This window comes from Metasolibacillus fluoroglycofenilyticus (assembly GCF_003049645.1).
GTDB lineage: Bacteria > Bacillota > Bacilli > Bacillales_A > Planococcaceae > Metasolibacillus > Metasolibacillus fluoroglycofenilyticus.
Window position 1 is genome coordinate 25,694 of record NZ_PYWK01000008.1, and the last position, 26,190, is coordinate 51,883.

22 protein-coding genes, 1 rRNA gene and 1 other annotated feature are annotated in these 26,190 nt (G+C 36.1%); of the genes, 8 read left to right on the top strand and 15 right to left on the bottom strand.

Annotated features, from left to right (window positions below; all coding sequences use genetic code 11):
• Window positions 1-67: 67 nt before the first annotated feature.
• From C9J36_RS16325 to C9J36_RS16365, 9 genes are read right to left on the bottom strand one after another with little or no spacing between them, the layout of a single operon-like run.
• Window positions 68-1,405 carry an ABC transporter substrate-binding protein gene (locus C9J36_RS16325; protein WP_235616102.1) on the bottom strand — a complete coding sequence of 446 codons (1,338 nt, stop codon included), beginning with the start codon at window positions 1,403-1,405 and terminating at the stop codon, window positions 68-70.
• A gap of 19 nt (window positions 1,406-1,424) precedes the next feature.
• Window positions 1,425-2,708 carry an amidase gene (locus tag C9J36_RS16330; protein ID WP_107943778.1) on the bottom strand — a complete coding sequence of 428 codons (1,284 nt, stop codon included), beginning with the start codon at window positions 2,706-2,708 and terminating at the stop codon, window positions 1,425-1,427.
• Window positions 2,709-2,715: 7 nt separating this feature from the next.
• Window positions 2,716-3,465, bottom strand: a complete 750-nt coding sequence (locus C9J36_RS16335; protein ID WP_107943779.1) for an HpcH/HpaI aldolase family protein — start codon at window positions 3,463-3,465, stop codon at window positions 2,716-2,718.
• Between the two features lie 12 nt (window positions 3,466-3,477).
• Window positions 3,478-4,569: an ABC transporter ATP-binding protein gene (locus C9J36_RS16340; RefSeq protein ID WP_066165926.1), complete on the bottom strand. Its 1,092-nt coding sequence runs from the start codon at window positions 4,567-4,569 to the stop codon at window positions 3,478-3,480.
• An 18-nt stretch (window positions 4,570-4,587) separates the two neighbouring features.
• On the bottom strand, window positions 4,588-5,277 hold the full coding sequence (locus C9J36_RS16345) for an alpha/beta fold hydrolase (RefSeq protein WP_107943780.1): 690 nt from the start codon (window positions 5,275-5,277) through the stop codon (window positions 4,588-4,590).
• On the bottom strand, window positions 5,277-5,897 hold the full coding sequence (locus tag C9J36_RS16350) for a cupin domain-containing protein (RefSeq protein WP_107943781.1): 621 nt from the start codon (window positions 5,895-5,897) through the stop codon (window positions 5,277-5,279). The genes C9J36_RS16345 and C9J36_RS16350 overlap by 1 nt, the downstream gene beginning before the upstream one ends.
• 17 nt (window positions 5,898-5,914) lie before the next feature.
• Window positions 5,915-7,102: an iron-containing alcohol dehydrogenase gene (locus C9J36_RS16355; protein WP_107943782.1), complete on the bottom strand. Its 1,188-nt coding sequence runs from the start codon at window positions 7,100-7,102 to the stop codon at window positions 5,915-5,917.
• Between the two features lie 34 nt (window positions 7,103-7,136).
• A complete protein-coding gene (locus C9J36_RS16360; RefSeq protein WP_066165911.1) occupies window positions 7,137-7,901 on the bottom strand; it encodes an SDR family NAD(P)-dependent oxidoreductase in 765 nt (254 codons plus the stop codon).
• Between the two features lie 6 nt (window positions 7,902-7,907).
• Entirely contained in the window at window positions 7,908-8,927 is a 1,020-nt protein-coding gene (locus C9J36_RS16365) for a LacI family DNA-binding transcriptional regulator (protein WP_107943783.1), read from the bottom strand.
• Between the two features lie 621 nt (window positions 8,928-9,548).
• Between C9J36_RS16365 and C9J36_RS16370 the strand changes: the two genes are divergently transcribed.
• Window positions 9,549-10,679, top strand: coding sequence for an SPFH domain-containing protein (locus C9J36_RS16370; protein ID WP_066165903.1), 1,131 nt, complete (start codon window positions 9,549-9,551; stop codon window positions 10,677-10,679).
• Between the two features lie 257 nt (window positions 10,680-10,936).
• Entirely contained in the window at window positions 10,937-11,149 is a 213-nt protein-coding gene (locus C9J36_RS17560) for a TM2 domain-containing protein (protein ID WP_235616103.1), read from the top strand.
• 317 nt (window positions 11,150-11,466) lie between these two features.
• On the opposite strand, the gene C9J36_RS16380 is transcribed toward C9J36_RS17560, so the two are convergent.
• Together C9J36_RS16380 and serS are read right to left on the bottom strand one after the other, a co-directional pair.
• The gene (locus tag C9J36_RS16380; protein ID WP_066165897.1) at window positions 11,467-12,123 is read right to left on the bottom strand and encodes a Type 1 glutamine amidotransferase-like domain-containing protein; all 657 of its coding nucleotides are present in this window, start codon (window positions 12,121-12,123) and stop codon (window positions 11,467-11,469) included.
• A 172-nt stretch (window positions 12,124-12,295) separates the two neighbouring features.
• Window positions 12,296-13,582: a serine--tRNA ligase gene (gene serS / locus C9J36_RS16385; RefSeq protein ID WP_107943785.1), complete on the bottom strand. Its 1,287-nt coding sequence runs from the start codon at window positions 13,580-13,582 to the stop codon at window positions 12,296-12,298.
• 63 nt (window positions 13,583-13,645) lie between these two features.
• Window positions 13,646-13,864: a binding site (T-box leader), on the bottom strand.
• A 101-nt stretch (window positions 13,865-13,965) separates the two neighbouring features.
• Here serS and C9J36_RS16390 point away from each other — a divergent pair.
• From C9J36_RS16390 to C9J36_RS16410, 5 genes are all read left to right on the top strand, one after another.
• A complete protein-coding gene (locus C9J36_RS16390) occupies window positions 13,966-14,658 on the top strand; it encodes a response regulator transcription factor (RefSeq protein ID WP_107943786.1) in 693 nt (230 codons plus the stop codon).
• Window positions 14,651-15,742: a sensor histidine kinase gene (locus tag C9J36_RS16395; RefSeq protein ID WP_066165889.1), complete on the top strand. Its 1,092-nt coding sequence runs from the start codon at window positions 14,651-14,653 to the stop codon at window positions 15,740-15,742. Before C9J36_RS16390 ends, C9J36_RS16395 begins: the two co-directional genes overlap by 8 nt.
• A 66-nt stretch (window positions 15,743-15,808) precedes the next feature.
• Window positions 15,809-16,609: a M15 family metallopeptidase gene (locus C9J36_RS16400; RefSeq protein ID WP_107943787.1), complete on the top strand. Its 801-nt coding sequence runs from the start codon at window positions 15,809-15,811 to the stop codon at window positions 16,607-16,609.
• Window positions 16,610-16,750: 141 nt separating this feature from the next.
• Window positions 16,751-18,145: a MocR-like pyridoxine biosynthesis transcription factor PdxR gene (gene pdxR / locus C9J36_RS16405; protein WP_201261978.1), complete on the top strand. Its 1,395-nt coding sequence runs from the start codon at window positions 16,751-16,753 to the stop codon at window positions 18,143-18,145.
• 206 nt (window positions 18,146-18,351) lie between these two features.
• Window positions 18,352-18,801: an SRPBCC family protein gene (locus C9J36_RS16410; protein ID WP_066165884.1), complete on the top strand. Its 450-nt coding sequence runs from the start codon at window positions 18,352-18,354 to the stop codon at window positions 18,799-18,801.
• Window positions 18,802-19,008: 207 nt separating this feature from the next.
• Here the strand turns inward: C9J36_RS16410 and asnB are convergent, their stop codons facing one another.
• From asnB to guaB, 3 genes are all read right to left on the bottom strand, one after another.
• The gene (gene asnB, locus C9J36_RS16415; protein WP_107943788.1) at window positions 19,009-20,820 is read right to left on the bottom strand and encodes an asparagine synthase (glutamine-hydrolyzing); all 1,812 of its coding nucleotides are present in this window, start codon (window positions 20,818-20,820) and stop codon (window positions 19,009-19,011) included.
• A 304-nt stretch (window positions 20,821-21,124) separates the two neighbouring features.
• Entirely contained in the window at window positions 21,125-22,444 is a 1,320-nt protein-coding gene (locus tag C9J36_RS16420; RefSeq protein WP_107943789.1) for a serine hydrolase, read from the bottom strand.
• Window positions 22,445-22,858: 414 nt separating this feature from the next.
• Complete coding sequence (guaB, locus tag C9J36_RS16425; protein ID WP_066165874.1) at window positions 22,859-24,325, bottom strand: IMP dehydrogenase; 1,467 nt, start codon at window positions 24,323-24,325, stop codon at window positions 22,859-22,861.
• Window positions 24,326-24,596: 271 nt separating this feature from the next.
• Here guaB and C9J36_RS16430 point away from each other — a divergent pair, with 271 nt between their 5' ends.
• Window positions 24,597-25,031, top strand: coding sequence for an ASCH domain-containing protein (locus C9J36_RS16430; RefSeq protein ID WP_107943790.1), 435 nt, complete (start codon window positions 24,597-24,599; stop codon window positions 25,029-25,031).
• Between the two features lie 904 nt (window positions 25,032-25,935).
• Here the strand turns inward: C9J36_RS16430 and rrf are convergent.
• A 5S ribosomal RNA gene (rrf, locus tag C9J36_RS16435) occupies window positions 25,936-26,051 on the bottom strand.
• Window positions 26,052-26,190 lie beyond the last annotated feature (139 nt).

Genomic DNA, 26,190 nt, shown 5'->3' on the forward strand with positions numbered 1-26,190 from the left:
AATGAGATGAAAATAGACAAGTGTGCTAATATATTTTTAAGCTACTTAACACACTTGTACAGTTTTACTATTCGTAATAACCAGCGCTTTGTAAAATGGCTTCAACTTGAGATGCAGCTTTATTTAATTCACTTTCTACAGATGCACCTGTAGCCATATTGGAAATAGCAGAGCTCAATGTATCTGCAATCTGTGACCATTCTGGAATGTTTGGTAATGCTTTCGAATTTTCGAATCCTTCAGCTCCAACTTGATAGAAGTTGTTTGAAAGCTCATTTAATTTTGCATCCTTTAAATTATCAAGCTGTGTTACAACTGTTGATGCCTGCGATGGGTCAATTGTGTTTTCCCAAGTTTGCGTTACAATATCTAGCTCTTCTTCAGTAGACGAAATCCATTTTAAAACTTCCCAAGCAGCATCCTTATTTTTAGAGCCTTTTGTGATGGCTAATGGGAATGAGCTAATATTTGTTGATGTACCTTGACCATCCCATGTTGGTACTGGTGCATACTTTACATTTCCTACAACTTCAGGAGCGGATGCTTCAGCACTGTTAAATTCTGAGTACACCCACCACCAGCCAATCCAAATAGCACCGTCGCCTTGTTTAAAATGTGTGCGAGAATCCTGCTCTCCATAAGAAACAGAGCTAGCAGCAGCTACTTTATCTTTTACTAATAAATCTACGTATCTTTGAGTTGCTTCAATTCCTTCTTGGTTATTGAAAATTGGCTTGTAGTTCTCATCAAAGATGTCGCCTTTATTGCCCCATAAATAAGATGTCCACATGAACAGGTTTTGTCCATTGTTACCCGTTTTATAGTATGGAACAATGGCATCCATGCCTTCATTTTCTTTAATCGTTTGTGCTACTACATCAAATTCATCCCAAGTCGTTGGCACTTCTAAATTGTATTTCTTAAAAATATCATCACGGTAAAACATCATCTGTACATGTCCACGCACTGGGAAGCTATAGATGCTACCATCAAACGTAGATAAATCAACTAACGATTTCGGCCATCTTCCTACATCAAAATTATCCTTTTGAATATAGCTATCTAAAGGCTCCAAAAATTGTGTAAGGGCGGGTCCCATAGAATCTAAAAATACAACTAAATCATATGCACCACCGTTAGAAATACCATCAGTCGTAATATTTTCTAGTAAGTTGTCATACGGTGTTTCTAAAAATTCAACTTTAATACCTGTCTCTTTTGTGAATTCCTCACTACGCGCTTTCCAAGCATTAAACTGACCAATATCACCAGCAGATAATAGCACTTTGACAGGCTTTGATGTATCAACCTCACCCGAGCTTCCACCTGAACAGCCGCTAAGAACTAAGACTAAGACACTAACAAAAACCAATAAGAACTTACTTTTTTTCATAAATTTCTTCATCTAATTGCCCCCTAATTTATCATTTTTCGAAAACGTCATTTGCAAAATCTAATAATAAATTAATATCTTCTTCTAAAACTGTGAGCTGTATAGAAAATTTCAAGTCTCGATGAACTATATTGGATGGTAGAGACACTGTTGGGAACCCCATGACATTAAATGGACTTGTACACCTAACAAGTAATTCTTCTACATCGTGTTGCTTTTGATTTAATGTAATCGTTGTAATGTCTAGCATAGGTGGAACAATCGGTAATGTCGGTGTTACAATCATGTCAACTTGTTTAAAATACTGAATAAATTTCCGTGTCCATGCTTCTTTTATTTCTAAAGCTTCATTGTACAGATTATCTGTAATTTCTAAGCTCCGTTGTAATGTGTTCTTGATTGTTTGGGAAAGATGTGGATTATCCCCCAGACCCTTCATATGTTCCCTGCCAAATTCCTTTGTACCAATCGTTCTAGTTACAGCTAATGTGTCTTGCAAAAAAGATGTATCTAGCTCAACTAGTTCAAATCCTAATTGCAGAAATTGTTGATAAACTTTCTCTAGTGAGTTGGCAACCTCTGCATCTAAGCATGTATCAAAATACCCTTTAGGAATACCGATTTTTTTCACAGTTTTTATAGTATCCGTGCTAACCATATCAAGGCTCTGTAATACCTTTTTCAAATCGGCTATGTTTTTCGTCAATATGCCAATATGATCTTGAGTCACAGATAGTGGTGTTACCCCATGTAAAAGCGCCCTTTTATATGGAGCCTTAAACCCTACAATTTCATTACATGCAGCAGGAATACGCGTGGAGCCTGATGTATCTGTTCCTATTGAAAATAAAGATACACCTTGGGCAACTGCTACTGCTGAACCACTGCTTGAACCGCCTGGAATAAAGGTTGGATGCTGTGCATTCGTCACTGCACCAAACGAGGTACTTGGTAAAAGCACACTTGTTGCATATTCCGATAAATTGGTTTTTCCTAGACAGATTGCCCCTGCCCGTTCAAGTTTATCAAAAATAGAGGCATGCTCAGTTTTTTTCACAGCATTTGTTTCGAGTACACCATTTGTTGTTATGTACCCTCTTACATCAATACAATCTTTCACAGAAAACGGTACACCATACAATGGTTGATTGTCCTGCAAGGATTCTATTTCTTCGAGTGCTAACTCTTCCGTTATTTGAATAAAGCTATTGGCATTTGGTTGCAAGTCATGAATTTTTTGAAAATAGGATTGAATGATTTCCCGTGGCTTAAATCGTTTGCTCTTATATCCATTTAATAAAGCTTGAATTGTCATCACAATGTTACTCCATACTTGCAATATATCCCTGCAATGATTTCATTAAGTAATTTGTTCCTACTAAAACCACATAGCTAGCCCCTCTAGCTACTGCTTTTTGGGCTGCTTCTACATTTCCTGCAACTTCCCCAACTGCAACATTCGCTGCATTTGCCTTTTTATAAATTTCTTGCACCACATTCATAACATCTGGATGATTTGAATTGTCCGTATATCCCATATCTACAGATAAATCTGTTAAACCAATAAAGATAAGGTCAATTCCTTCCACCTGTAAAATTTCATCCAAATTTTCAAATGACTCATATGTTTCAATATGAATTGCTATAAATGTCTCATTGTTGCATTCATCTAAATAACGCTGACCACTCAATAAGCCATATTTTGCTGCTCTATGTGAATAAGCGACCCCTCTTTTACCTAAAGGAGGGTATTTCGCTTGCTGCACAATTTTTAATGCATCCTCTTTCGTATTAACCATCGGTACTTGAATCCCGCGAGCACCTCGGTCAAGCGCTTTTTGAATACTTGATTCATCGTATGAAACACGGACGATTGATAATAAATCTACCGCATCTGCTGTTCGAATGAGCTCCTCTAAATCTCTGTCACTAAAAGCACCGTGCTCATTATCCAAAACAATAAAATCGAAGCCCCCTAAACCACACATCTCAACTAACGCTGGGGCATATGTGCCAAGAAACATCCCATTTGAAATTTTATCTGTAGAGGTTAAATCATTTTTTGATTGCATCTATAACACTCCTTAAAAAATTCTTTGTTCTGTTTCCTCATCAAAATAATGGGCATTATCCATATTAATTTGGATAAAGATATTATCATCAATGTTAAATGTCTCAGCAGTACGCAACTTGGCAATCATGTCATGCCCATCTAAATCAAAATAAAGAATCGTTTCAGAGCCAAGCATTTCAGGCACTGTAATTCGAGCCTTATATGTTTTTTCATCTTGTACAGCCTCAAGGCTTTTGGAGATGTCTTCAGGACGAATGCCAATGATAATTTTTTTATCTAAATAACCTTTGTCAATTAAAGTTTTTATACTTTGAGCAGAAGCTTTTAACATAATGTTGTCTACCTTTAAACCGTCATTTGTTACGACCCCCGTCAAAAAATTCATTGGTGGAGATCCAATAAAGCTAGCAACAAATGTATTTTGCGGTTTTTCATAAACTTCCGTTGGCGTACCAATCTGCATAATGCGTCCGCTTTTCATCACTACAATGCGTGATGCCATTGTCAGTGCTTCCGTTTGGTCATGCGTAACATAAATCGTTGTTGTTTGTAATCGTTTATGTAGCTTAATAATTTCCGCTCGCATATGCATTCGTAGTTTCGCATCTAAATTTGATAAAGGCTCATCCATTAAAAAAACTTTGGCATCTCGAACGATGGCTCTGCCTAATGCAACTCGTTGCCGTTGTCCTCCAGATAAGGCTTTCGGCTTTTTATCCAAGTATTTTGTTAAATCTAGTATTTCAGAAGCATTTTCTACTCTTTGGCGAATTTCTGCTTTATCCATTTTTCTTAATTTCAATCCAAATGCCATATTGTCATAAGTAGTCATATGAGGATACAAGGCATAGTTTTGAAACACCATCGCGATATCGCGGTCTTTTGGCTCAACATCGTTTACGCGGTCATTGCCAATGAGAAAATCACCCGATGAAATTTCCTCTAACCCCGCTATCATACGTAAAGTAGTAGATTTCCCACAGCCTGATGGTCCAACAAGCACAATAAATTCATGGTCTTTTACTTCTAAATTAAAATTCTCAACTGCATTTGTGCCGTCACTATATGTTTTATAAATATTTTTTAATGTTAAATCAGCCATTTAAACCCTCCTGAACTTTTAAGAATTTGCTAACCAATCTTTTACGATATTTGCGATTTTTTTGGGCTGTTCTAAGGTTGATAAATGTCCTGTTTCAGGTAGAATGACTAGCTTTGCATTAGCAATTTTCTCAGACAGATAACGCGACATGGCAACTGGGCAAACTTGATCTTCTTCGCCTACAACAACTAATGTATTGCAAGAGATAGAGCTTAGAATAGTAGTTTGATTTTGCCTCGTTTGTACAGCATCCAATTGTTGCAAATAAACTTGTTGTCCAACTTCTAACGCCATATCTTGAACAGCAGAAAATAAAGAAGAATTAGTTGGAGCCAGTGCAGGTGCCCAGCACTCTGTTACAAAATTTTCAAAGCCTTGTGTTTCAATAAAATGTCGATTATTAGCCCAGCTTTTAAATTGATTTTCCGTTGGTGGAAAAGGATTGGTATTAAATAAAATCAGTTTTTCCACTCTCTTTGGAGCAATTGCAGCTACTTGAAGTGCTACAATTCCTCCTAAAGAGAGACCTGCCAATATAAATGGTCCTTCTATATGCTGTAAAACATCTTGTGCCATATCTTTAATCGTATTTTTTTCATTCAAATTAAAAATTATAGTTTCCCCTGAATAACCTAAATATTCAGTCATTTCGGACCATAATTTTTCTGTACAAAGCGTACCAGACAAATATACGATAGGAAGTGACATTATTTTTCTCCCATTTTTAAATTCTTAGCTATTTTCTTTTCTAGCTCTTCAAAATTATCTGGTTTAATCATTTTTCCAAATTGATCTGCTTTAAAGCCATACTCTTCTGCCTTTTTAATTAATTCTTTAGGCCAGTATGGATCTTTTCCTTCAAATACTTCATGCTGCTCTAATACAGCAAAAATCCAAGATTCTTCCTCACTAATATTTTCAAAGCCTCGCCATAAGCCTGGTGGTAAAGAAATTAAATCCCATGGACCAATTATTGTTTCGCCTTGAATTTCATCTTCGCTATTTCCCCAATAGAAGCGCCACTGACCTGTTAGAGGTAAAAACGCTTCAATATAATCATGTGTATGGTAGGCTGGTCCATTTCCTTTTGGTGCTTTTACCATACCGATTTGGAAGCCATGTGGAGATGTAATTTTTGGGGAGAATTTATCATTTTCACTCGCTGTATCTCCGATTAGCGCGTAATTTATACGATTATGCCCTGGTAAAATGCTATCAATGAACATTAAAGGAATACCATCTTTCTTAAGCTCATCAAAACGGATAACGAAATTGTTTTCCATTTCTTCATTTGAATAATTTGTTTTGAATTTTGGTTGAACTGTCATAAATAATCTCTCCTTAGTTATTTGATATTGCCGTAGTAGGCATCCTCATAAATCTTTTTAATGGAATCTTCAGTTAATTTATATGGTGTATTATCTAATAAACGGTGAATTTGACTTGCAGCTGTCGCCATCATCTCTAAATCTTCAAATTTAACATTCAATTCTTTTAATGTAGATGGCAAATTTAAGTCTTCAAGTAACTTAAATAAATATGCTACAAAATGCTCAACAACATTGCTAGAATTGATGTCTTTCTCGTATAAATCCATAATCTTCATCACTTCTAATAATTCTTCTGTGTTGGCTTTCCCTATCATTTTAAATACATAGGGCAGTAGTAAAGCATTGGCCACACCATGCTCGATATGGTAATAGCCCCCTAATGGATAAGCTAAGGCATGAATTGCTCCTACACCTGCATTTGCTAAGGAAACGCCACCTAATAAACTAACCCAGCTCATATTTTCTCGAGCAATTTTATTTTCCCCGTCATGTACAGCCTTCTTAATGTTTTTAGGGAACAATGCCATTGCTTTTTCGGCATATATTTTTGTTAACATAGTTGCTCTTTTCGCTAAGTATGATTCGATTGCATGTGTAAATGCATCTACGCCAGAAGCTGCTGTGACTCTTGGCGGGCAAGTAAGCGTTAAATTGGGATCAATAATTGCAATGTCTGGAAGTAAAACATCACTAATAATACCGCGTTTAACTTGTTGTACCTCATCACCAAAAATTGCATTCATTGTTACTTCTGAACCTGTTCCTGAAGTTGTAGGAATTAAAATGGATTTGACAGCTCTTGCTTCGATTATTTTTTCACTGCTTAAATAAGGTTGAATATCTTCCTTATCAGCTAGTGCAGCAGTAATTTTCGCTACATCTAAAGAGCTACCACCACCAATTCCGATAACCGCTTCAATGCCTTTATTTTTTATGCTATCGTATACTGCATTCACTAATTCGAATGTTGGCTCACCTACAATATCAGTAAATGTTGTGATTTGTAGAGATTCATCAGCAATCAATGATACAAGCTGGCTAACAAGACCTGTTTTTTCAATCCCTTTATCACTAATAATTAAGACTTTGCTAACATTTAATTCATTTAACAAACCTTTCACAGATTGAAGTGAATCATAACCGAATCTAATACATTTCGGGCTTTTGAAATCTTTCACTTCTACAGAAAATCCATTATTCATTGTTAAAATCTCCCTTTGAATTCGAATTCAAAATTTACCAAACTGTCCAGCCACCATCCACTAATAATGTGTGACCTGTTATCATATCCGAACTCTTTGTACTTAATAATAAAACTGCCCCCAAAATATCTTCACTTGTTGCTAATCTTCCTAAAGGTATTCTGTCTAAAACATTTTGCTTAAAGGTAGGTTCTTGGAACATCTTTTCCGTAAAGTTTGTTGCAATAAAAGTAGGAGCAATACCATTAACATTAATTTTATATTCTGCCCATTCAATGGCTAGGGCTTTTGTTAATTGGTTTAGAGCTCCTTTACTTGCAGAATATGCACTACGTTTATAGTATCCAACAAACCCCATTTGAGAAGACATGTTAATAATTTTCCCATAGTTATTCAGCTTCATGTATTTTCCTACAGTTTTACATAGGAAGGCAACGCTCGTTACATTCAGCCTCATAATCTTTTCCCAATTTTCTACTGTTACATCTTCAATAGCCTCTGGAATATTAATACCTGCGTTGTTGATTAAAACATCAATTCTTTTACATTCTGAATAAATATCAGAAACTAAACCTTCAATTTGATGAACATTTTCTAAATCGAAAGGCTTTATTGTTACCTTTCCATTTTTCTTGTTTATTTCATCTTCCACTAATTTCAATTTGGCTTCATTGCGTGCAATCAACACAACATGAGCCCCTTGCTCTGATAAAAATAATGCTATTTCTTTTCCAATTCCTTCACTTGCTCCAGTGACAATGACAACTTTATCGTTAATATCAAATAATTTATTTAACATCCTCTATTATCCTTTTGTACTTTTAGTTGTTCCACGTACAATAAGTTTTGGCTCTAATACAATTTGAACAGGGGAACTCGATTCTCCACTTATTAATGCCAACAAATTAGTAAGTGCTAATTTACTCATTTCTTCTTTTCGTTGAGAAATTGTTGTTAATTTTACATATGGATTCCCAGCTATGTTGATATCATCAAACCCCATTATAGAAATTTCTTCAGGTACTTTTTTATTACAACGAGAAATCGCTTCCAATACTTCTAATGCGATGCTATCTGTCGAAGCAAAGATAGCTGTCACATTTGGATTTGTCTGTAATAAATTCATGGAAAAGTCTAATGCACTATTATGATTATTCGCTTCAAAAACTAATTCTTCATTATAAGCAATACCATTATCTTGTAATGCTTGTTTGTACCCTAAAAATCGATCATTAAATGTTGAGTACTCTTGATAACCAGTTATAGTTATATAAGCAATGTTTTTATGTCCATTTTCAATCAAATATTGCATTGCTATTTTCGAACCTTTTAAATCATCAACTATTACATAATTCGCTTGCTCTAAGTTATCCATAGACCTATTAAAAAACAGAATTGGGATTGTACTATCAACTATATTGACTGTTAGTTCTTCTCGTCGCTTCACAGTTGCAACAATGACACCATCTACCCTACGATTTAATAATTTACTTAGTACCTCTGAAAGCGATTCGTTTTTGGAATCCCCATCCATCATAATTACATCATAATTCAATTTACTGGCTTCATTTAGAATCACCTGCGCCGTTTCAGCATAGAATGGATTCGCTAAATTCCCAACAATCAAGCCAATTGTATTCGTTTTTTTCTTCACTAAACTCCTAGCAATCTCATCAGGCTTAAAACCTAACTCTTCAATCGCATTTAATACTTTCATTCTAGTCGCAGGTCGAACATAAGGAAAATCATTAAGCACTCTCGAAACAGTTGTTTGAGACACACCTGCAAGTTTAGCTACGTCATATGCATTTGGTCTCTGGCTCAAAAAATATCCCCTTTCTTTTTTGAATTCGAATTCATAAAATTCTTATCCATACTTTAGCATACCGATAATTAAATTTGCAATACCTTTTTGAAATATTTTTTATTTTCTGTCTATTATATTTTCTCTCGTTCACGCAATTAATTTATTCATTAATACCGTTTTCCCATCAACTTTAAAGATAAAACATCAAAGTTATTAAAGCTTTTATAAGTTCGTTTTCATTTACAATGTACAGGGAATCTAACTACCCTATTATTTCACTCCGAATATTTGTAATGCAATCATACTTTCTTCCGCCATCTTGCTTTTATTTTCTTAATAAGGACTGATAACCTAGCTATTTACCAGCCTTTTGTAATAGTTTATTATACATCTACAAGCCATAATAATCACATTCTAATAAATTTACCAAAACAATAGTACCTATATATTCTAGTAAAATATTACTTGGTGAATTTCCACTAATCATTTGTTTTTATCATAGTACTAAGTCAGTAAAGTATTGGAAAATATCTATACTTAAATGAAATAGCAGTTGACACATATTTCATTCCGAAGGACAATAATAAATAGAATATACGCCTTTTACAATATTTGAAATAATTGAAAGGATGAATCATTATGGCATTATTTGATCGTATTAAATTTGATGGACTGCGCTCAAGAGATTGGGTTATTTACAAATACCCAACGGAAAATATAAAACTGGGTAGTACTTTAATTGTAAATGAAGGACAAGTAGCATTATTTGTAAAGGGAGGACAAGTATGTGACGCTTTTCCTTCTGGTTCATATGTACTTTCCACAAATAATTTACCAATCATCGGCTCTATTGTGAATTTTGCATATGGTGGAAAAACACCATTTACAGCTGAAATTTATTATATTAACTTAGCTAGCAAGCTTGATTTATATTGGGGAACATCTAATCCAATCCAATTGATTGACCCTAAATATTTTGTTAAATTACGAATTCGTGCATTTGGTCAAATGGCTCTTCGTATCGATAATTATATGCTATTTTTCTCAGAGCTTATTGGCAGCATGACTTCAGATGAGATTGTGCAATATGAAAAAGTACAAGAATATTTCCGAGGCTTATTAATTACACATATAAAAACAGAGCTAGCAAATAAGATTATTCGTGAAAAAATTTCTGCCTTAGAAATCTCAACAGAATTAGCAAACCTTTCTCAATCAATGGAAGAAATCGTAAAAGAAAAATTTGAGGGGTATGGCTTCTCACTTTTAAGCTTCCATATAAAATCAATTAATTTCCCAGATGAAGACTTTGAGGAGATTAATAAAATTTTAACAGCTCGCGCTAAATTTGAGATTATGGGCGATGACCGCTATACAACACAGCGAAGCTTTGATGTTTATGAAGGTGCGGCAAATAATCAAAATAACGTGACAAGCTCGGTGCTATTAAGTAATTTTGGCTTAAATACAGCCTCTGAAATTATTACGAGCATGCAGCAACAACTTCCACCGTTAAAAAGCATAGACAAGCATTCCGTTTGCCCTTCATGTAATGAAAAGGTTAAGCCGAATAGCAAATTTTGTAATTCATGCGGAGCTAATATGGAGAAAAAGGTATTTGCTTGCCCTTCATGTAACTTTGAAAATAATGAAAATGCAAACTTTTGTGGCAACTGTGGTAAGAGCTTTAAAAAATCTACTTGTTCCTGTGGGACAATACTCGATTTCGATGCCCGCTTCTGTCATAATTGCGGCGAAAAAGCAAACTAACTTATTCGTAATAAAGCAATAACATAACTTTTACATTATAATCGTGTAATTTTAGGAGGTTTCTATAAATGAGTAATTTAAAATGTTCTCAATGTGGTGCACCTGTTGAAGAAAATACAGCACATTGCAAATATTGTGGTGGGAAATTAGACCTTCTCCCTCAAACAACAGCACAAGCTCAACCTGCTTTTCAACAGCAGGCTTACCAAGCACCTGTAAATACTAGTCTTGCTCCTGGTATAGACCCTTCATGGCCAATTAAATCAAAACTGCTTGCTGCTGTACTCGCTATCTTATTTGGCTCACTAGGTATCCATAAGTTTTATTTAGGGCGTCCTGGAATGGGATTTCTTTATTTAATCTTCTGTTGGACTTATATTCCAGGCTTTATCGGCTTCATCGAAGGAATTATTTACTTAGTACAAAAAGAACATAATTTCCAAGTGAAAAATCGTGTTCGCATTAGTTAATACAATAAATAAGTGTCTGAAAACGTGCCCACGCACTGCTTTTCAGACACTTTTTTCTTATTAAAGTTTGAAAGAGGTGTACAATTTTTGAAAGATTGCAAATAGAGCGGAACTACAATCAGTGGGCTTTTACGGTCAGTTGATTTCCCATTTATCCTTAGTGTATTTTCACTTAAGTTTTGAAGTGGGCTTCTTACTGCTCGTTAATGTGGGATAAGTTTGATGAAATAGATAATGAATATCAAAGAAAAGAGCGTGTTTTAGAAAAAAGGATTTACCAAAACGCGCTCTAAATATTTTTAGTTAGCTCATAATGACTAAAGCGTCTCACCCAATTTCTGAATCTGTGAGTGGGAAATTAAATAGACATTGCCTAAAATATCGATTTTGTCTCCCTTTACACGTACAGCGCAATCTTTGTTCGAAGCATAAACATTCATTTCTTTCGATAAGGGAGATAGCTCATCTTGAACAAGCGCAATATTATTTTCAAGGTCAAAATGAGACAGGACGGAAAAATTGCTAAGGCCAATTCCATCGTAAACAGAGCTTATTTCAACTTTATAACCAAAGTTTTTCGAGCATAACCATTTAGCGGACATATTGATTGCACCAGCGCTTGCTCCCATTACAACGGCTCTGCTTTCTTTAATCAAGCCTGACAATTCATATTCCATCAAAAACTCATTTTGTTTAAGAGTATTTCCACCTAACAAGAAAATGACTGAAGCATTTTGAATTAAGGTTTGGGCATCTTCCTTCTGTACGCGATAATTAATTATATGGTATTCATCAAATATAATGCCTGCCTGCTCAAGCCACGTGCGTTCAATCGCACCGTCATCTTCATAAAACAATGGATTGGAGCTAATCATAGCAAGCGATTTTCTGTCAGTAATATCCTCCTGTAACACCTTGCTTAAATTCTCTGGAAAAAAATTATTAAACCAGCCTAAATAATAGTGAGTTTTCATAAATACCCCCGCAGCAAAGTGTAAGTAGCATTACTTCTTCTATTTTATTGTCACCAGCATGATACCGTAAAAATAACCTCTTTAGTTATCTAATGTAATGTATTGTGTAACATTACTATCGGGCTTTTTCAAATCTACAGTTATAAATACTGATTTTATAGCCTTTTTGATATTATTTTTCTGGCACTGCAATTACTGCTTTCCCCCCCATATAAGGTACTAGCACTTCAGGAACTTTTACGCTGCCGTCCGCTTGCTGATAGTTTTCTAAAATTGCAGCGACTGTACGTCCAATCGCTAAGCCTGAACCATTTAATGTATGCACGTATTCTGGCTTTGCTCCTTGCTCACGACGGAAACGGATGTTGGCACGACGCGCTTGGAAATCTTCAAAATTTGAAATAGAAGAAATTTCACGATACATATCTTGCGTTGGGAACCATACTTCTAAGTCATATTTTTTTGCTGCTGTAAAGCCTAAGTCAGATGTGTTCATTAATAGTTTGCGATATGGTAGCTCTAATAATTGCAATACCTTTTCAGCATGACCTGTTAATAGTTCCAATTGCTCGTAAGATTCCTCTGGTTTTACAAAACGCACAAGCTCTACTTTGTTGAATTGGTGCTGACGAATAAGCCCGCGCGTATCGCGACCAGCTGAACCTGCCTCAGAACGGAAGCAAGCACTATATGCTGCAAAGCCTTTTGGTAGCATTTCTCCATCTAAAATTTCATCGCGATAGAAGTTTGTTACAGGTACTTCTGCGGTTGGTGCTAAGAAATAATCTAACTCCTCTAGCTTAAAGACATCCTCTGCGAATTTTGGTAATTGCCCTGTACCTGTTAACGCATCACGATTAATAATAACTGGAGGCATCATTTCCTCATAGCCATGCTCTTCGGCATGTAAATCCATCATAAAGCTCATTAATGCACGCTCTAAACGTGCGCCTAAACCGCGGTAAAATAAGAAGCGGCTGCCTGTTACTTTACCCGCGCGCTCGAAATCAACAACACGTAAGTCTGTCGCTACATCCCAATGTGGCTTTGGTTCAAAATCGAACGCTGTCTTTTCGCCCCATGTATACACTTCCACATTGTCATCCTCTGTTTCACCCACAGGCACAGATGGATGTGGAATGTTTGGCAAACGCATCATCATATCTTCAAATTTTTCTTCTACTGCACGTAATGTTTCATCAAGCGTTTTGATTTCTTCCCCTACCTCACGCATACGTGCAATGACATCGTCTGCGTTTTCTTTATTACGCTTCATCATTGAAATTTGCTCAGATACTTTATTACGCTCTGCCTTTAATACCTCTGTTTTGGCAATTAAATCACGACGCTCTGCATCCAATGCTTCAAATTGGTCAAAAGTTCCTAAATCCTCATTGCGTGTAAGCAACACTTTTTTTACTTCTTCATAATTTTCCCGAATACGTTTAATATCTAACATATTTCTTCCTCCATTCTTTAGTACACTAATTCGCTGAAACGACAAAAAAGCCCCCATCCCCTAAAAAGGGACGAGAGCTACCCGCGTTGCCACCCTAATTGAATAAACAAATACTGCTTATTCCACTTCGTTCATAACGGCTTTAGTCACCGGTCTTTGCCTACTATCATTTTCAGCAAGACAACTCAAGGACGGATTCACAAGTGTTTTTATTAGCTTGCACCAACCGCTAACTCTCTATAAAAAAACGTGCTTGTTACTACTTCCTATCATCGCATTATCTTATAATTTGCATTCATTGTACTATAGGTTATTTTTTTTCGCAACTCGTAACAAGCATTGCTACTTATTTTTACGTATAATGACGGTGAGGTGATTTGCCTATGCAACAAGCAAAAATTATTGTTGTTGATGATGAAAAAGAGATTGCTGACTTAATTTCCTTACATTTAGAAAAGGAATTTTATGATGTCATTACATGCTACGATAGCACAAAAGTATTGTCTATATTACAAAATCAAATAATTGACCTTATTATATTAGACATTATGATGCCTAATATGGACGGCTATACATTAGCTACACAAATTCGCAAAAATTTCAATATGCCCATCATATTTGTTAGCGCCAAAACTTCCGATTTTGATAAGGTTCATGGACTTGCACTCGGCGCTGATGATTATATAACAAAACCATTTACGCCAATTGAATTAGCAGCTCGTGTCAATGCACAGCTTCGACGCTTTAAAACATTAAATACAGCCTTTTCTACTACAGCACCGATACTGCAATATGGTGGATTAATCATTTTGCCAGAGAAGCGTGAGGTCAAGCTGTATGATGAGGTGCTTGATTTAACCCGTAAGGAATTCGATATTTTATATTTACTTGCCAGCCACCCTAAAAAAATATTTAGCACAGAAAATATTTTTGAGGAAGTATGGAATGAGGCGTATTTTGAAGGTGCCAATACAGTGATGGTACATATCCGTAATTTGCGCAAAAAATTAAAAGAGAATAAAAAAAATCAGTTTATCAAAACTGTGTGGGGAGTAGGTTATACATTTAATGATTAAGCGATTTCACAATTTCCGTGTTCAAATGGCTTTTTTATTTGCCGTTAGTATGGCTTTTTCAGGGGCTATTACAGGCGTGATTTTCTCGATATTGCGCTGGTATTACAAGCAAAATGTTTATGCTGACACCAGCTTAGCTGATTTACGCCAAAATTTGCGAGCCTTTGGTGATACTAATGCCTTTTTAGTTGTATTTGCCCTCTTATCGTTTCTCATTTTTATGCTGTTAACTAAAAAATATACGGGCTATTTTCAAACGATTTCTACTGGCATTCGCCATCTCGCAGACGGTGATTTTTCTCAAAAAATTCATATCCAAAGTCGCAATGAATTTGGCGAGGTAGCTGAGCATATAAATATAGCTGCCAAAATGCTACAAGAGGCAATTGAACGAGGTGATTTTTCAGAATCAAGTAAAAATGAATTAATCGTAAATTTAGCACATGATTTACGCACACCTCTTACCTCTGTACTCGGTTATTTATATTTAATTTTACATGATGAAAATTTAACAGAGGAGCAAAAAAAGCATTTTTTAACGATTGCCTATACGAAAGCAGGTCGATTAGAAGGTTTAATCGATACATTATTTGAAGTGACTCGATTAAACTACGGCATGCTTCCACTAAAGCAAACTGCATTCGATATCGGACATCTTTTATTACAACTTGCTGAGGAAATGTATCCGATTGTTGAGCAAGCGAATTTGATTACTCGCACCGAAATTGAAGATAATTTAATGGTTTACGCAGATGGAGAGCTATTAGCACGTGTCTTTGAAAATCTAATTACCAATGCATGTCGCTATGGTGTAGATGGTCAATATATTGATATTACAGCTAAGACTGTAGACGATTCGCTTGAAATACGAATTTGTAATTACGGAAGTATGATTCCCGAGAAAGATTTACCCTATCTATTTGATATGTTCTATACAGCTGATAAATCGCGTTCTTCTGAACATAACAGTACTGGATTAGGCTTATTTATCGCTAAAAATATTGTTGAGCAGCACGAAGGCACAATTTCTGCTACAAGCTCATTGAAGGAAACATGCTTTATTATTAATTTAAGAAAGATTTAAGTATTTCCGTACAAATTATTTAAGCTCTCCTCTTTATTATGAAAGTAATAGCAGGGAGGAGAAAAAATGAAAAAAATTATTGTTATTTTACTTATTTTTAGTATCGGCGCATGGTTTACTTTCAATAATCAAAAATCAAATATTGATGGACATACATCAGCCCAAGAACAAGTATATCAGGGTGATTTATTAATCGTAAATCATGATTTTCCGATTAAAAAGAAATACATCCCAAAGGATCTTGTTAATGCTTCGAAAACAAATTACAACAATTACTACGTCGTTTTATATAACGATATTTTAATTTCTGAACATATAAAAGCACCATTCGAAGCTTTAATGGAGCAGGCCTATCATGAAGGCATCTCCAATTTTATGATAAGCAGTGGCTTCAGAAGCTTTGAGGAGCAGAAAAGATTATATGATGAATATGGCAAGGACAGTGCTCTTCCTGCTGGCTATAGTGAGCATAATTTAGGTTTATCATTAGATATTGGCTCTACACAAGGTCGTATGGAAGATACATTTGAAGGACAATGGCTCGCTGAAAATGTATGGCAGCATGGCTTCATCATGCGTTACCCGAAAAATAAAACGCATATTACAAAAATTAAATATGAGCCTTGGCATATTCGCTATGTTGGCTTGCCACATAGTGTACTAATGCAGGAAAAAGATTTAGCACTTGAAGAGTATATTGAATTTTTAAAAGATGAACAAATCGTTCATACATCTGTTAATGGTCAAGATTATACAATTGAGTACTATGACAGTGTACTATTTTCAAAAGCTGTACTTCCAAAGGATAAAACATATACTAAATCCGGTGACAATCAAAGTGGTATTATTATTACAATTGAGGGCTAATAGTAAAAAAAGCACGCAACTGAAGTTCATTTAATATTTGAAAGAAAAGACTTTACCCTTTCATCAAAAATCATGTCTGAAAAGCAGTGCGTTCGTTTGCTTTTCAAACACTCAATATTATATTTGAAGGAGTGACGAACAATGGATATGCTGCTATTCTCATTGGACCGCGATACGAGCACGCCATTGTATGAGCAGTTATATGAGGGCATTAAGGACGCAATCATTCAGCAGAAAATTGCCGTCGGTGAAAAATTGCCCTCTAAAAGAAAGCTTAGTGATTTTTTAAATATTAGCCAAACAACCATTGAGCTAGCCTATGCACAGCTTTTGGCGGAGGGCTATATCGCCTCAAAGCCACGCGTAGGTTATTTTGTTGAGGATATTGATGAGCTACCCTTTATTGAAAAGCCGATTAATAGTACACCAACTGTTCAAAAAAAACGGACATATAAAATTGATTTTTCTCCTGGGAAAATTGACGAGGATTCCTTTCCTTTCACTGTTTGGAGAAAATATGCAAAAGAGCTTATTGATTTGCACTCCAAAGAGCTACTACAAATTGGCGACCGCCAAGGGGAGTATGAATTGCGTACGCAAATCGCCAGCTATTTATATCAATCGCGTGGCATCAATTGCACAGCAGAGCAAATCGTTATTGGCTCTGGTACAGAGCAGCTCATGCCCTTTATTTTACGCTTATTCGATGATACAAATATTGCGTTAGAAAACCCCGGCTATTCGGCAATTCCTCGCAATCATTTAGAGCATGTGGCGATTCCTGTTGATGTCGATGCAGATGGCTTGCTCGTTGACCAGCTAGAAAAAACAGAGGCGAATTTAGTATATATTACGCCCTCACATCAATTCCCGACAGGCGCTGTTTTATCTGCTGCACGCCGGGCTCAATTATTAAAATGGGCTGCCCAAAAAGAATCACGATATATTATTGAAGATGATTATGATAGCGAATTTCGTTATATTGGAAAACCAATCCCTGCACTTCATAGTCTGGACCAAAATGATAAAGTTATTTATATGAGTACATTTACAAAATCGTTGATGCCTTCGTTACGTGTTGCATATTTTGTGCTTCCACCAACTTTACTGTCTCGTTATAATGAAGTATTCGGCTATTATTCTGCGACTGTTCCACGCTTTGATCAGCATATTTTAGCCCACTTTATGAAGGATGGGCATTTTTCAAAGCATCTCAATCGCATGCGTAAAATTTATCGTAAAAAGCACGATAAGCTATTATCCATATTCACAAGGCATTATCCAGCAATTAAAGTATCAGGAGATGTCGCTGGCATGCACGTATTAATACAAGTTCCACACGAAAAACAGGAACATGAATTACAACAAATTGCTATCGAAAATGATATCTCCATATTACCTATTTCGAATTATTTATTAACTCCAATACAGCTCAAGCGCCCAACATTTCTATTAGGTTTCGGCGGCATCCCAATCGATAAAATCGAGCCCCATCTTGACGCACTTATGGCAGTATGGAGCATTGACAAACATTAATACAAAAATGAATGTAAGGAAATAAAGATTGTCCTAATAGATGCAATCTTTTAAAAATATCTTGTACAATTAGATTCCAGTATGTCACATATTTTGAAGGGAGGCGTCAGTTAACCGTTGTAATAGGACGTGATGGGTTTCGATTAACTTCCACCAAACAGCTCCAAAAAATCAATCATTTTATTATTGAAAGTAGAGGCGATTTAATGAAAACATGGACAAGGACCATTAACATAAATGCCCCCATAGAAAGCATTTGGCAACTACTTAATGGCTCTTTATCTGATTTGCAAAAGATTATGCCACAAGTAATTGAAAACAAACCTATAAAAATAACGGAGGAAGTAGTTGGCAGCGTTTATCGCCAAAAATATAAAGAAGGAAAACGTATCGAAGAGTATGATGTAAAGACACTTAACTATACGAATGAGCTTGATAAAAAAATATTGAAAGTAGGCTTTACACTCGCTAATATGTTTGAAATTACAGCTTACTATGAATTAAATAAAATAAATGAAACAGAAACTTCTTTCACGTATACTGTAACGAATAATTCATTAAAATGGTTCGGAAAATTATTTTTATTATTTGCTTCAGATAAAATAGTTGTTGAATTTTTAGAACGTGTCAAAAAAGTAGCTGAAGCACAATATTAATTACTGATTAGATACTCCCACCTAAATAATCAAGTTTAATGTTACAATACAAACGCTCAAGTGAATTTTGGGTGTTTGTCTTTTGGTTAGAAAGTGAAGTCAATCTTCTACAATGAAAAAACATCAATTTGAAGAGTGATATAATTATCATTTTACGTACTAAAGTACAATCAATACTTTAATAAAAGCATGGAGCATTAGTAAACACTAATGCTCCACCAGCTCAATAGCATATTCCTCAAACCACATATCTATCTGAATTAAAAATGCTAGCAGCTGTGGTCCTGCCATTAGCTGGCCAAACCAAGGCACTCGGAAAGATGAACCTCCCGATTGCATCAGCTCATTGATTTTTTCATGATTGAACAGCTCGTATAAAATTGAATTTTCATTTTCTAGTCGCTGCTGCAATATTTTCTGAACCCCATTTGTATATTTAGGGTGGTAGGTTTTAGGATATGGATTCTTTTTCCGATATACTACTTCTTTAGGTAAAATGCCCTCAAAGGATTTTCTTAATATACCTTTTTCCAAGCCGCCAATTGTTTTCATTTCCCAGGGAATATTCCAAGCATATTCAACAAGGCGATGGTCTGCAAAAGGGACGCGAACTTCTAAGCCTGCTGCCATCGTCATACGATCTTTACGCTCCAATAAGGTTTGCATAAAGTATTGGCGATTCAAATAAAAGAGCTGCTGTCTCTTATCATTTGTAGGTATCTGTGTAATTTCATCTTGATAAGCTTGCTGTAAATAATCCTTTAATGGTAGTCTTTGCTGCCAGCTACCTTGAAGTAATTGCGCTCGTTCGTCGATAGAGCGAATCCAAGGAAAGAATGGTGTTTCATTATAAAACCAAGGGTAGCCACCAAATAATTCATCTGCGCATTCACCCGATAAGGCAACAGTGAAATTTTTCTTAATTTCTTGGCCAAATAATATAAGGGAACTATCAATATCCACCATACTCGGATAATCCTTCCCCCGTAGTGCCTGTTTTAAATACGCAACGAGCTGCTCCTGCTCTATAATAATTTCATGATGCACTGTATTAAATTGCTTGCTCATTATGTCTATCCAATAACCATCCCGTGTCGTTTGAAAATCATTTTTTTTAAAAAATTGGGCATTATCTTCATAATCTATTGAATAAGTGTGAAGCTTTTCACCATGCTCTTTTAATGTGTTCGCGGCAATTGCAGTAATAATGCTTGAATCAAGCCCTCCAGATAGTAATGTACAAAGCGGCACATCGCTAACTAATTGACGTTGAATTGCATCGATTGTCAATTCTCGTACATGCTCAATCGTTTGCTCTAATGAATCTTTATGCTCCTTGCTCTCCACATCCCAATAACACCAAGTCGTCATCTTATTTTGATTGAATTGTAAAGCGTGTGCAGGTGGTAATTCAAAAATATTTTTGAAAACTGTTGTGCCTGGTTTTCTAGAAGGGCCGATGCTTAACAATGCTGTTAATCCTTCATAGGTAACAATTGGACGGATTGTATGATGTGCTAATAAGGCCTTTATTTCAGAAGCAAATAATAGTCCCTCAGCGTTTTGTGTGTAAAATAGAGGCTTTACACCTAATCGGTCGCGGAATAAATAAATTGATTGCTGGCTATCATCCCATACAGCAAAGGCAAAAATGCCGTTTATACGCTCTACACAGTGCTCTTTCCATTCTATAAATGCATACAGTAAAACTTCCGTATCTGATGTTGTTGTAAATGTATAGCCTTGTGTGATTAACGCCTGACGCAATTCCTCAGTATTATAAAGCTCACCGTTATACACAATGGTATAAAATTTATCTCGATGAGTTCTTGTCATTGGCTGCGCCCCGCCTACCACATCAATTACCGCCAATCTGCGATGACCAAGCTGTACATGCTGTTCAGTCCAAATAGCCTGTGCATCAGGACCTCTATGCGCTAAAATATCCGTCATCTGCTGTATTTGCTGCGTATCAGTTAATACTTTAGCAAAGCTCACGATACCCGCAATTCCACACATTTTTTCACGCTCCTTCACGTATTATGTATATGCACCTCTCCATTTTAGTAGAACAGCAATAATTGAGCTTTTACAGACCGTTAATACATGTTAAAAGGAGATTTTAAAATCCGTGTTTTTAATCTCAATAAAATATGGAGCTACACATAGTCCAAAAAACTGTGGTTGCTTTACTATAATTAAAATCACTTTTTACTTATTCAAAGAGAAGCCGCTAAATTGACTGTTTACAACCTTCTAAAACACAAAAAGTTGTCTGAAAGCGACGTACTAATGTGCTTTCGGACAACTTCATTTTAAATTATTAGCTAAATAAGCCTGTTACACTTCCCCATAAGTTACTGAAAAATTTGCCGATACCTTGGAAAAATAATGAGATGCCGCTAGCACGCTCTACAGACGCTGTTGTTATAATATCTACTGTTAGTTGCTTGCCGTCAATAAAGCCGTAATCTGTGCCTTCTGAGCGCTCTAATGAGGCTTGTCCCACTACGACACCTTCCTCAACTGCAGCCTCTAATTCCTCGTTCGATAAATTCAAAACAGGCTTATATAAATCTTTTTCATTTGTTTTAATCATGACAGAGATAGGCTCTTTCGTTGCAATTGCAACATTATCTTCCTTCCCTTTCGTCACTTTCACTGACTTTTGCTCTTCAAATACATAGTTAGTAGGTAATAACTCTTGTTTTGTGAATTGACCAAACCCATAATCAAATAGCTTTGCTGTTGCATCAAAACGCGCTTCATAAGAGCCTACACCATTTGCATCAACAGCCTTCATTACCACTGCAATAAGTCGTGTTCCATTACGCTCAGCCGTTCCTGTGAAGCAATACCCAGCAAATGTTGTTGTACCTGTTTTTAAGCCATCTACCCCCTCATAGGAGTAAACAAGTTCTGGTAACATGAAGTTCCAGTTTTCCATCTTAATTGCATCGCTTGTCCCTTCTCGGAAAGTCTTTTTAGCAATTTTAGATGTTTCCAAAACCTCTGGGTGCTGCTTTAGTAGAAGATAGGCTAATTTCGCTGTCGATTTAGCCGACATCACATTTTCATCCTCTGCACCAGTGCCTGATGGATGCATACCGAATAAATCAATATTGTTTAAACCTGTTGAGTTAACAAATTTATATCCCTCAAGTCCAAGCTCTTCCGCCTTTGCGTTCATTAACTTTAAAAATTCTGTTTCCGTCCCTGCAATTGTTTCTGCAATCGCAACTGTCGCAGCATTTGCTGAATAAATTGCCATCGCTTCATACAATTCTCGTATTGTATAAACACCATCTGCTCGTAATGGTACATTACTTAATGCACGATTTTGAGACATTTTATACGTATAGTCTGTTACACGATATTCCTGTTCCCAAGTAATTGTTCCCGCTTTTATTGCATCAAGCAATAAATATTCTGTCATCATTTTTGTCATACTTGCAATACCTAATGGTGTATCTGCATTTTGTTCATACAAAATTTTCCCTGAATCTGCGTCAATTAAAATCGCTGCGTCTACTGTCAAACCTAAATCAGTTTCTGCATTTGCCACCGGTGCTGTTACTAGCATGCTTAGTAATAAAATCGGAAGCATTAGCAAACTGATCATTTTCATACTTGCCTTTTTCACAAAGCTACCTCCACTAAATAGTTTCTCCTTCGCCATTTTATCATAGAACGTCAATAAATGTAGGATTTATCTCGATGCTACAAAAAATTACCTTTTATAGATTGTATGTAGTTCAATTATTAGAAAAATCAAGATAAAGCTCCGACGAATGTCATAGTTATTTCAAGCTTAATTAATAAAAAACACTCTGTTAACAATAGTATTGACGTTAACAGAGTGGATTAGTTGCATTTTTTATTCAGCAAACGCCACATCTTTAGGCGATAAGATGAATGATTTATTTTACTTTAACCCAGATGGTGTAACACACTTGCTCAAAAAGAGATAGACCATTGACGGATGTCATAGGACTTGACACTTTTATCAATTAGCTCGAATAAAATCTAGACACAATTACACTAAAGTGTAATTGATTTATTGATAAGAATAGTTTGGTGCCTCTTTTGTAATTTGTACATTATGTGGGTGTGATTCACGAAGACCAGCCCCCGTCATACGAACAAATTGCGCTTCTTCACGTAAAGCTTGTAAATTGGCTGAACCACAGTAACCCATACCTGCACGAATACCGCCAATTAATTGGTGAATCGTATCAGCAAGTGGTCCTTTGTATGGAAGTCGTCCCTCAATTCCTTCTGGCACTAATTTTTTCGCATCTTCTTGGAAATAGCGGTCTTTCGAACCTTTTTCCATCGCACCAAGCGATCCCATTCCACGATATACTTTAAAGCGACGTCCTTGGAAAATTTCCGTTTCCCCTGGTGATTCCGAGGTACCTGCTAATAATGAGCCTAGCATAACTACATTTCCACCAGCCGCTAATGCTTTAACAATATCACCAGAATATTTAATACCACCATCTGCAATAATCGTTTTACCATACTCACGTGCTACTGAAGCAGCATCATATACAGCTGTAATTTGTGGTACGCCTACCCCAGCGACAACACGAGTCGTACAAATTGAACCTGGTCCAATACCTACTTTTACTACATCTGCACCAGCATCAAATAATGCGCGTGTACCTTCCCCTGTAGCTACATTTCCCGCGATAATTTCTAATTCTGGATAAGCAGCACGGATTGATTTAATGGTATTTAAAACACCTTGTGAATGACCATGTGCTGTATCAATAACAATAATGTCAACTTGTGCTTCTACAAGCTTGGCAATACGCGTCATTGTATCACTTGAAACACCAACTGCTGCCCCTACTAATAAACGACCATGAACATCTTTTGCCGCATTTGGGAACTCAATTACCTTTTCTATATCTTTAATTGTAATTAAGCCCGTTAACTTACCGTTCTCGTCAACAATCGGTAATTTTTCGATTTTATATTGTTGTAAAATTTTCTCAGCATCTTCTAATGTTGTACCTTCAGGTGCTGTGATTAAATCTTCCTTCGTCATTACATCATCAATTTTTAATGAGTAGTCTGAAATAAAACGTAAATCACGATTTGTAATAATACCTACTAGTTTTTGGTCGTCCATATTGTTTACAATCGGAACGCCCGAAATGCGGTATTTCCCCATCAAGTGCTCAGCATCAAACACTTGGTGCTCTGGTGTTAAGAAGAATGGGTTTGTAATAACGCCATTTTCAGAGCGTTTTACTTTTTCTACTTCCTCAGCTTGCTCATCAATCGTCATGTTTTTATGAATAATACCAATTCCACCTTGACGTGCCATTGCAATTGCCATTTTCGCTTCTGTTACTGTATCCATACCAGCGCTTATTAAAGGGATATTTAATTTGATTTTCGGTGTTAATTGTACTGATAAATCCACGTCTTTTGGTAATACTTCTGAATGAGCTGGGACTAGTAGTACATCATCAAATGTTAATCCTTCTTTAGCAAATTTTGTTTCCCACATTTCGAAAATTCCTCCTAGGTAAAAGAATATTATTGTAAGGTTATCAACGTGCTCCTGCGGTGTCAAGATATTATAAAAAGAAAAATAATTCCGACTATTGATTATCCAATTTTAAATATAAAGAAAAGAGCTTTGTTCATTCCTATCATAACACTTTTATATTTTATTTATATTTTTCTTGCTTACAAATCTTCAAAATAGATGCTCTGTACTTCTTGAACTATAAAAAATTGATACACTTAGAAAGAATACTATTAGAGGATGATTATATATGAATAAGATTCAACAATTTTGGCATGATTTTTGCAGAGCAAATGGTAAAGAAGAAATTCAATATAAAGATGCATTTCAATTTGGAGTTTCAGCTGATTGGTTAGCTAATTTAGTTGTTGAAGGAAAGAAAACAGCAACAACTTCAGGTTATATGTTTTATGAGTTAGAAAATGAGGCTCTACCTCAAAGTGGTGAGTATTATATCGTTCTAAATGGACAGGAAGAGCCAGTAGCAGTCATTCAAATTCAATCCGTTGAAGTTGTTCCAATGAATGAGGTAACAGTAGACTTTGCTTTAGCAGAAGGTGAGGGTGATTATCAGTTTTGGTGGGATGTCCATGAAAAATTTTTTACCGAATTATTGAAGACTTATAATAAAAAATTTTCGCCAAATATGTTAGTTGTATGTGAACGCTTTAGAAAAGTACCGTAGAAAGTGATTTTAATGTAGTAGGCTTATTTATAAATACAAACAAACCATATGTTAAACTTTTTTTTATCTGATTCATCAGAGGTGTGTAATTGTGAAGTAATGTCTTGCTTTCATGGAGGGTCTCAAACGCGTACTGACATATTTTAAGAGGGTCTACTTGATAGAAATCGAAGGTGATACCTAATAAACTAAAAGAGGCAGGATTCAACAAAGTTATTTCTATCAATAACTTTTCGAGTTCTATCAGTAAGTGGCTAAAAATAACGTTCGAAAAGCCGTACAGTTCCCGGCATTTTAGGAGTTAATGATAGAGATTTGCCTAACTAGAGGTCTGATAAAGCAGCAGTTCCCCTAAATGAAAGTAAAATGCTAAAACTTTTCTTGCCATATTTTCAACGAGCCTTTCTTAATAAAAAAATGACAGTAGATAATTTACATTTATTTACAATATGTATCTGACGGGGCTAGTTATTCCATGTTTATCGACGTTTATTCCACGTTTTTTTGAGTTTATTCCACGTTTTCTGAGTTTTATTCCATGTTCATGTTTTTTTACACATGTGATATGGAATCTCTTTTTAGACAACTATCTTGCTACAAAGCAATGTCCTACTCTCACAGGGGATGCCCCCAACTACCATCGGCACTTCAACGCAGTACAGCTAAGCGGCGGATTCCTTCGTTGCCCGCGACGCTTGCGGTGCTCATGTGCCATGCACATTCCGCTCCGCACTCCTTGGCGCCTCGGACTCCTTGCTCATCTGCACTGCTTCAAGTAGCGTTCGCTTAAAAGTGTTTACCATTGTTTGCTTCCGATGACGCGCCGAACTGACCTTCGGTCTTTGGTAGTTGGGGGCTTTCTTTTGATACAAAAAAACCACTGAATAATCAGTGGTCTGTTGTTGCGAAGCAATGTCCTACTCTCACAGGGGGAAGCCCCCAACTACCATCGGCGCTAAAGAGCTTAACTTCCGTGTTCGGTATGGGAACGGGTGTGACCTCTTTGCCATCATTACTTCACTATTGAAAGAATTTGTTCTTTCAAAACTGGATAAACGAACATTGAAACAAGTTTTAATTGTGGTTAAGTCCTCGATCGATTAGTATTCGTCAGCTCCATGTGTCGCCACACTTCCACCTCGAACCTATCTACCTCATC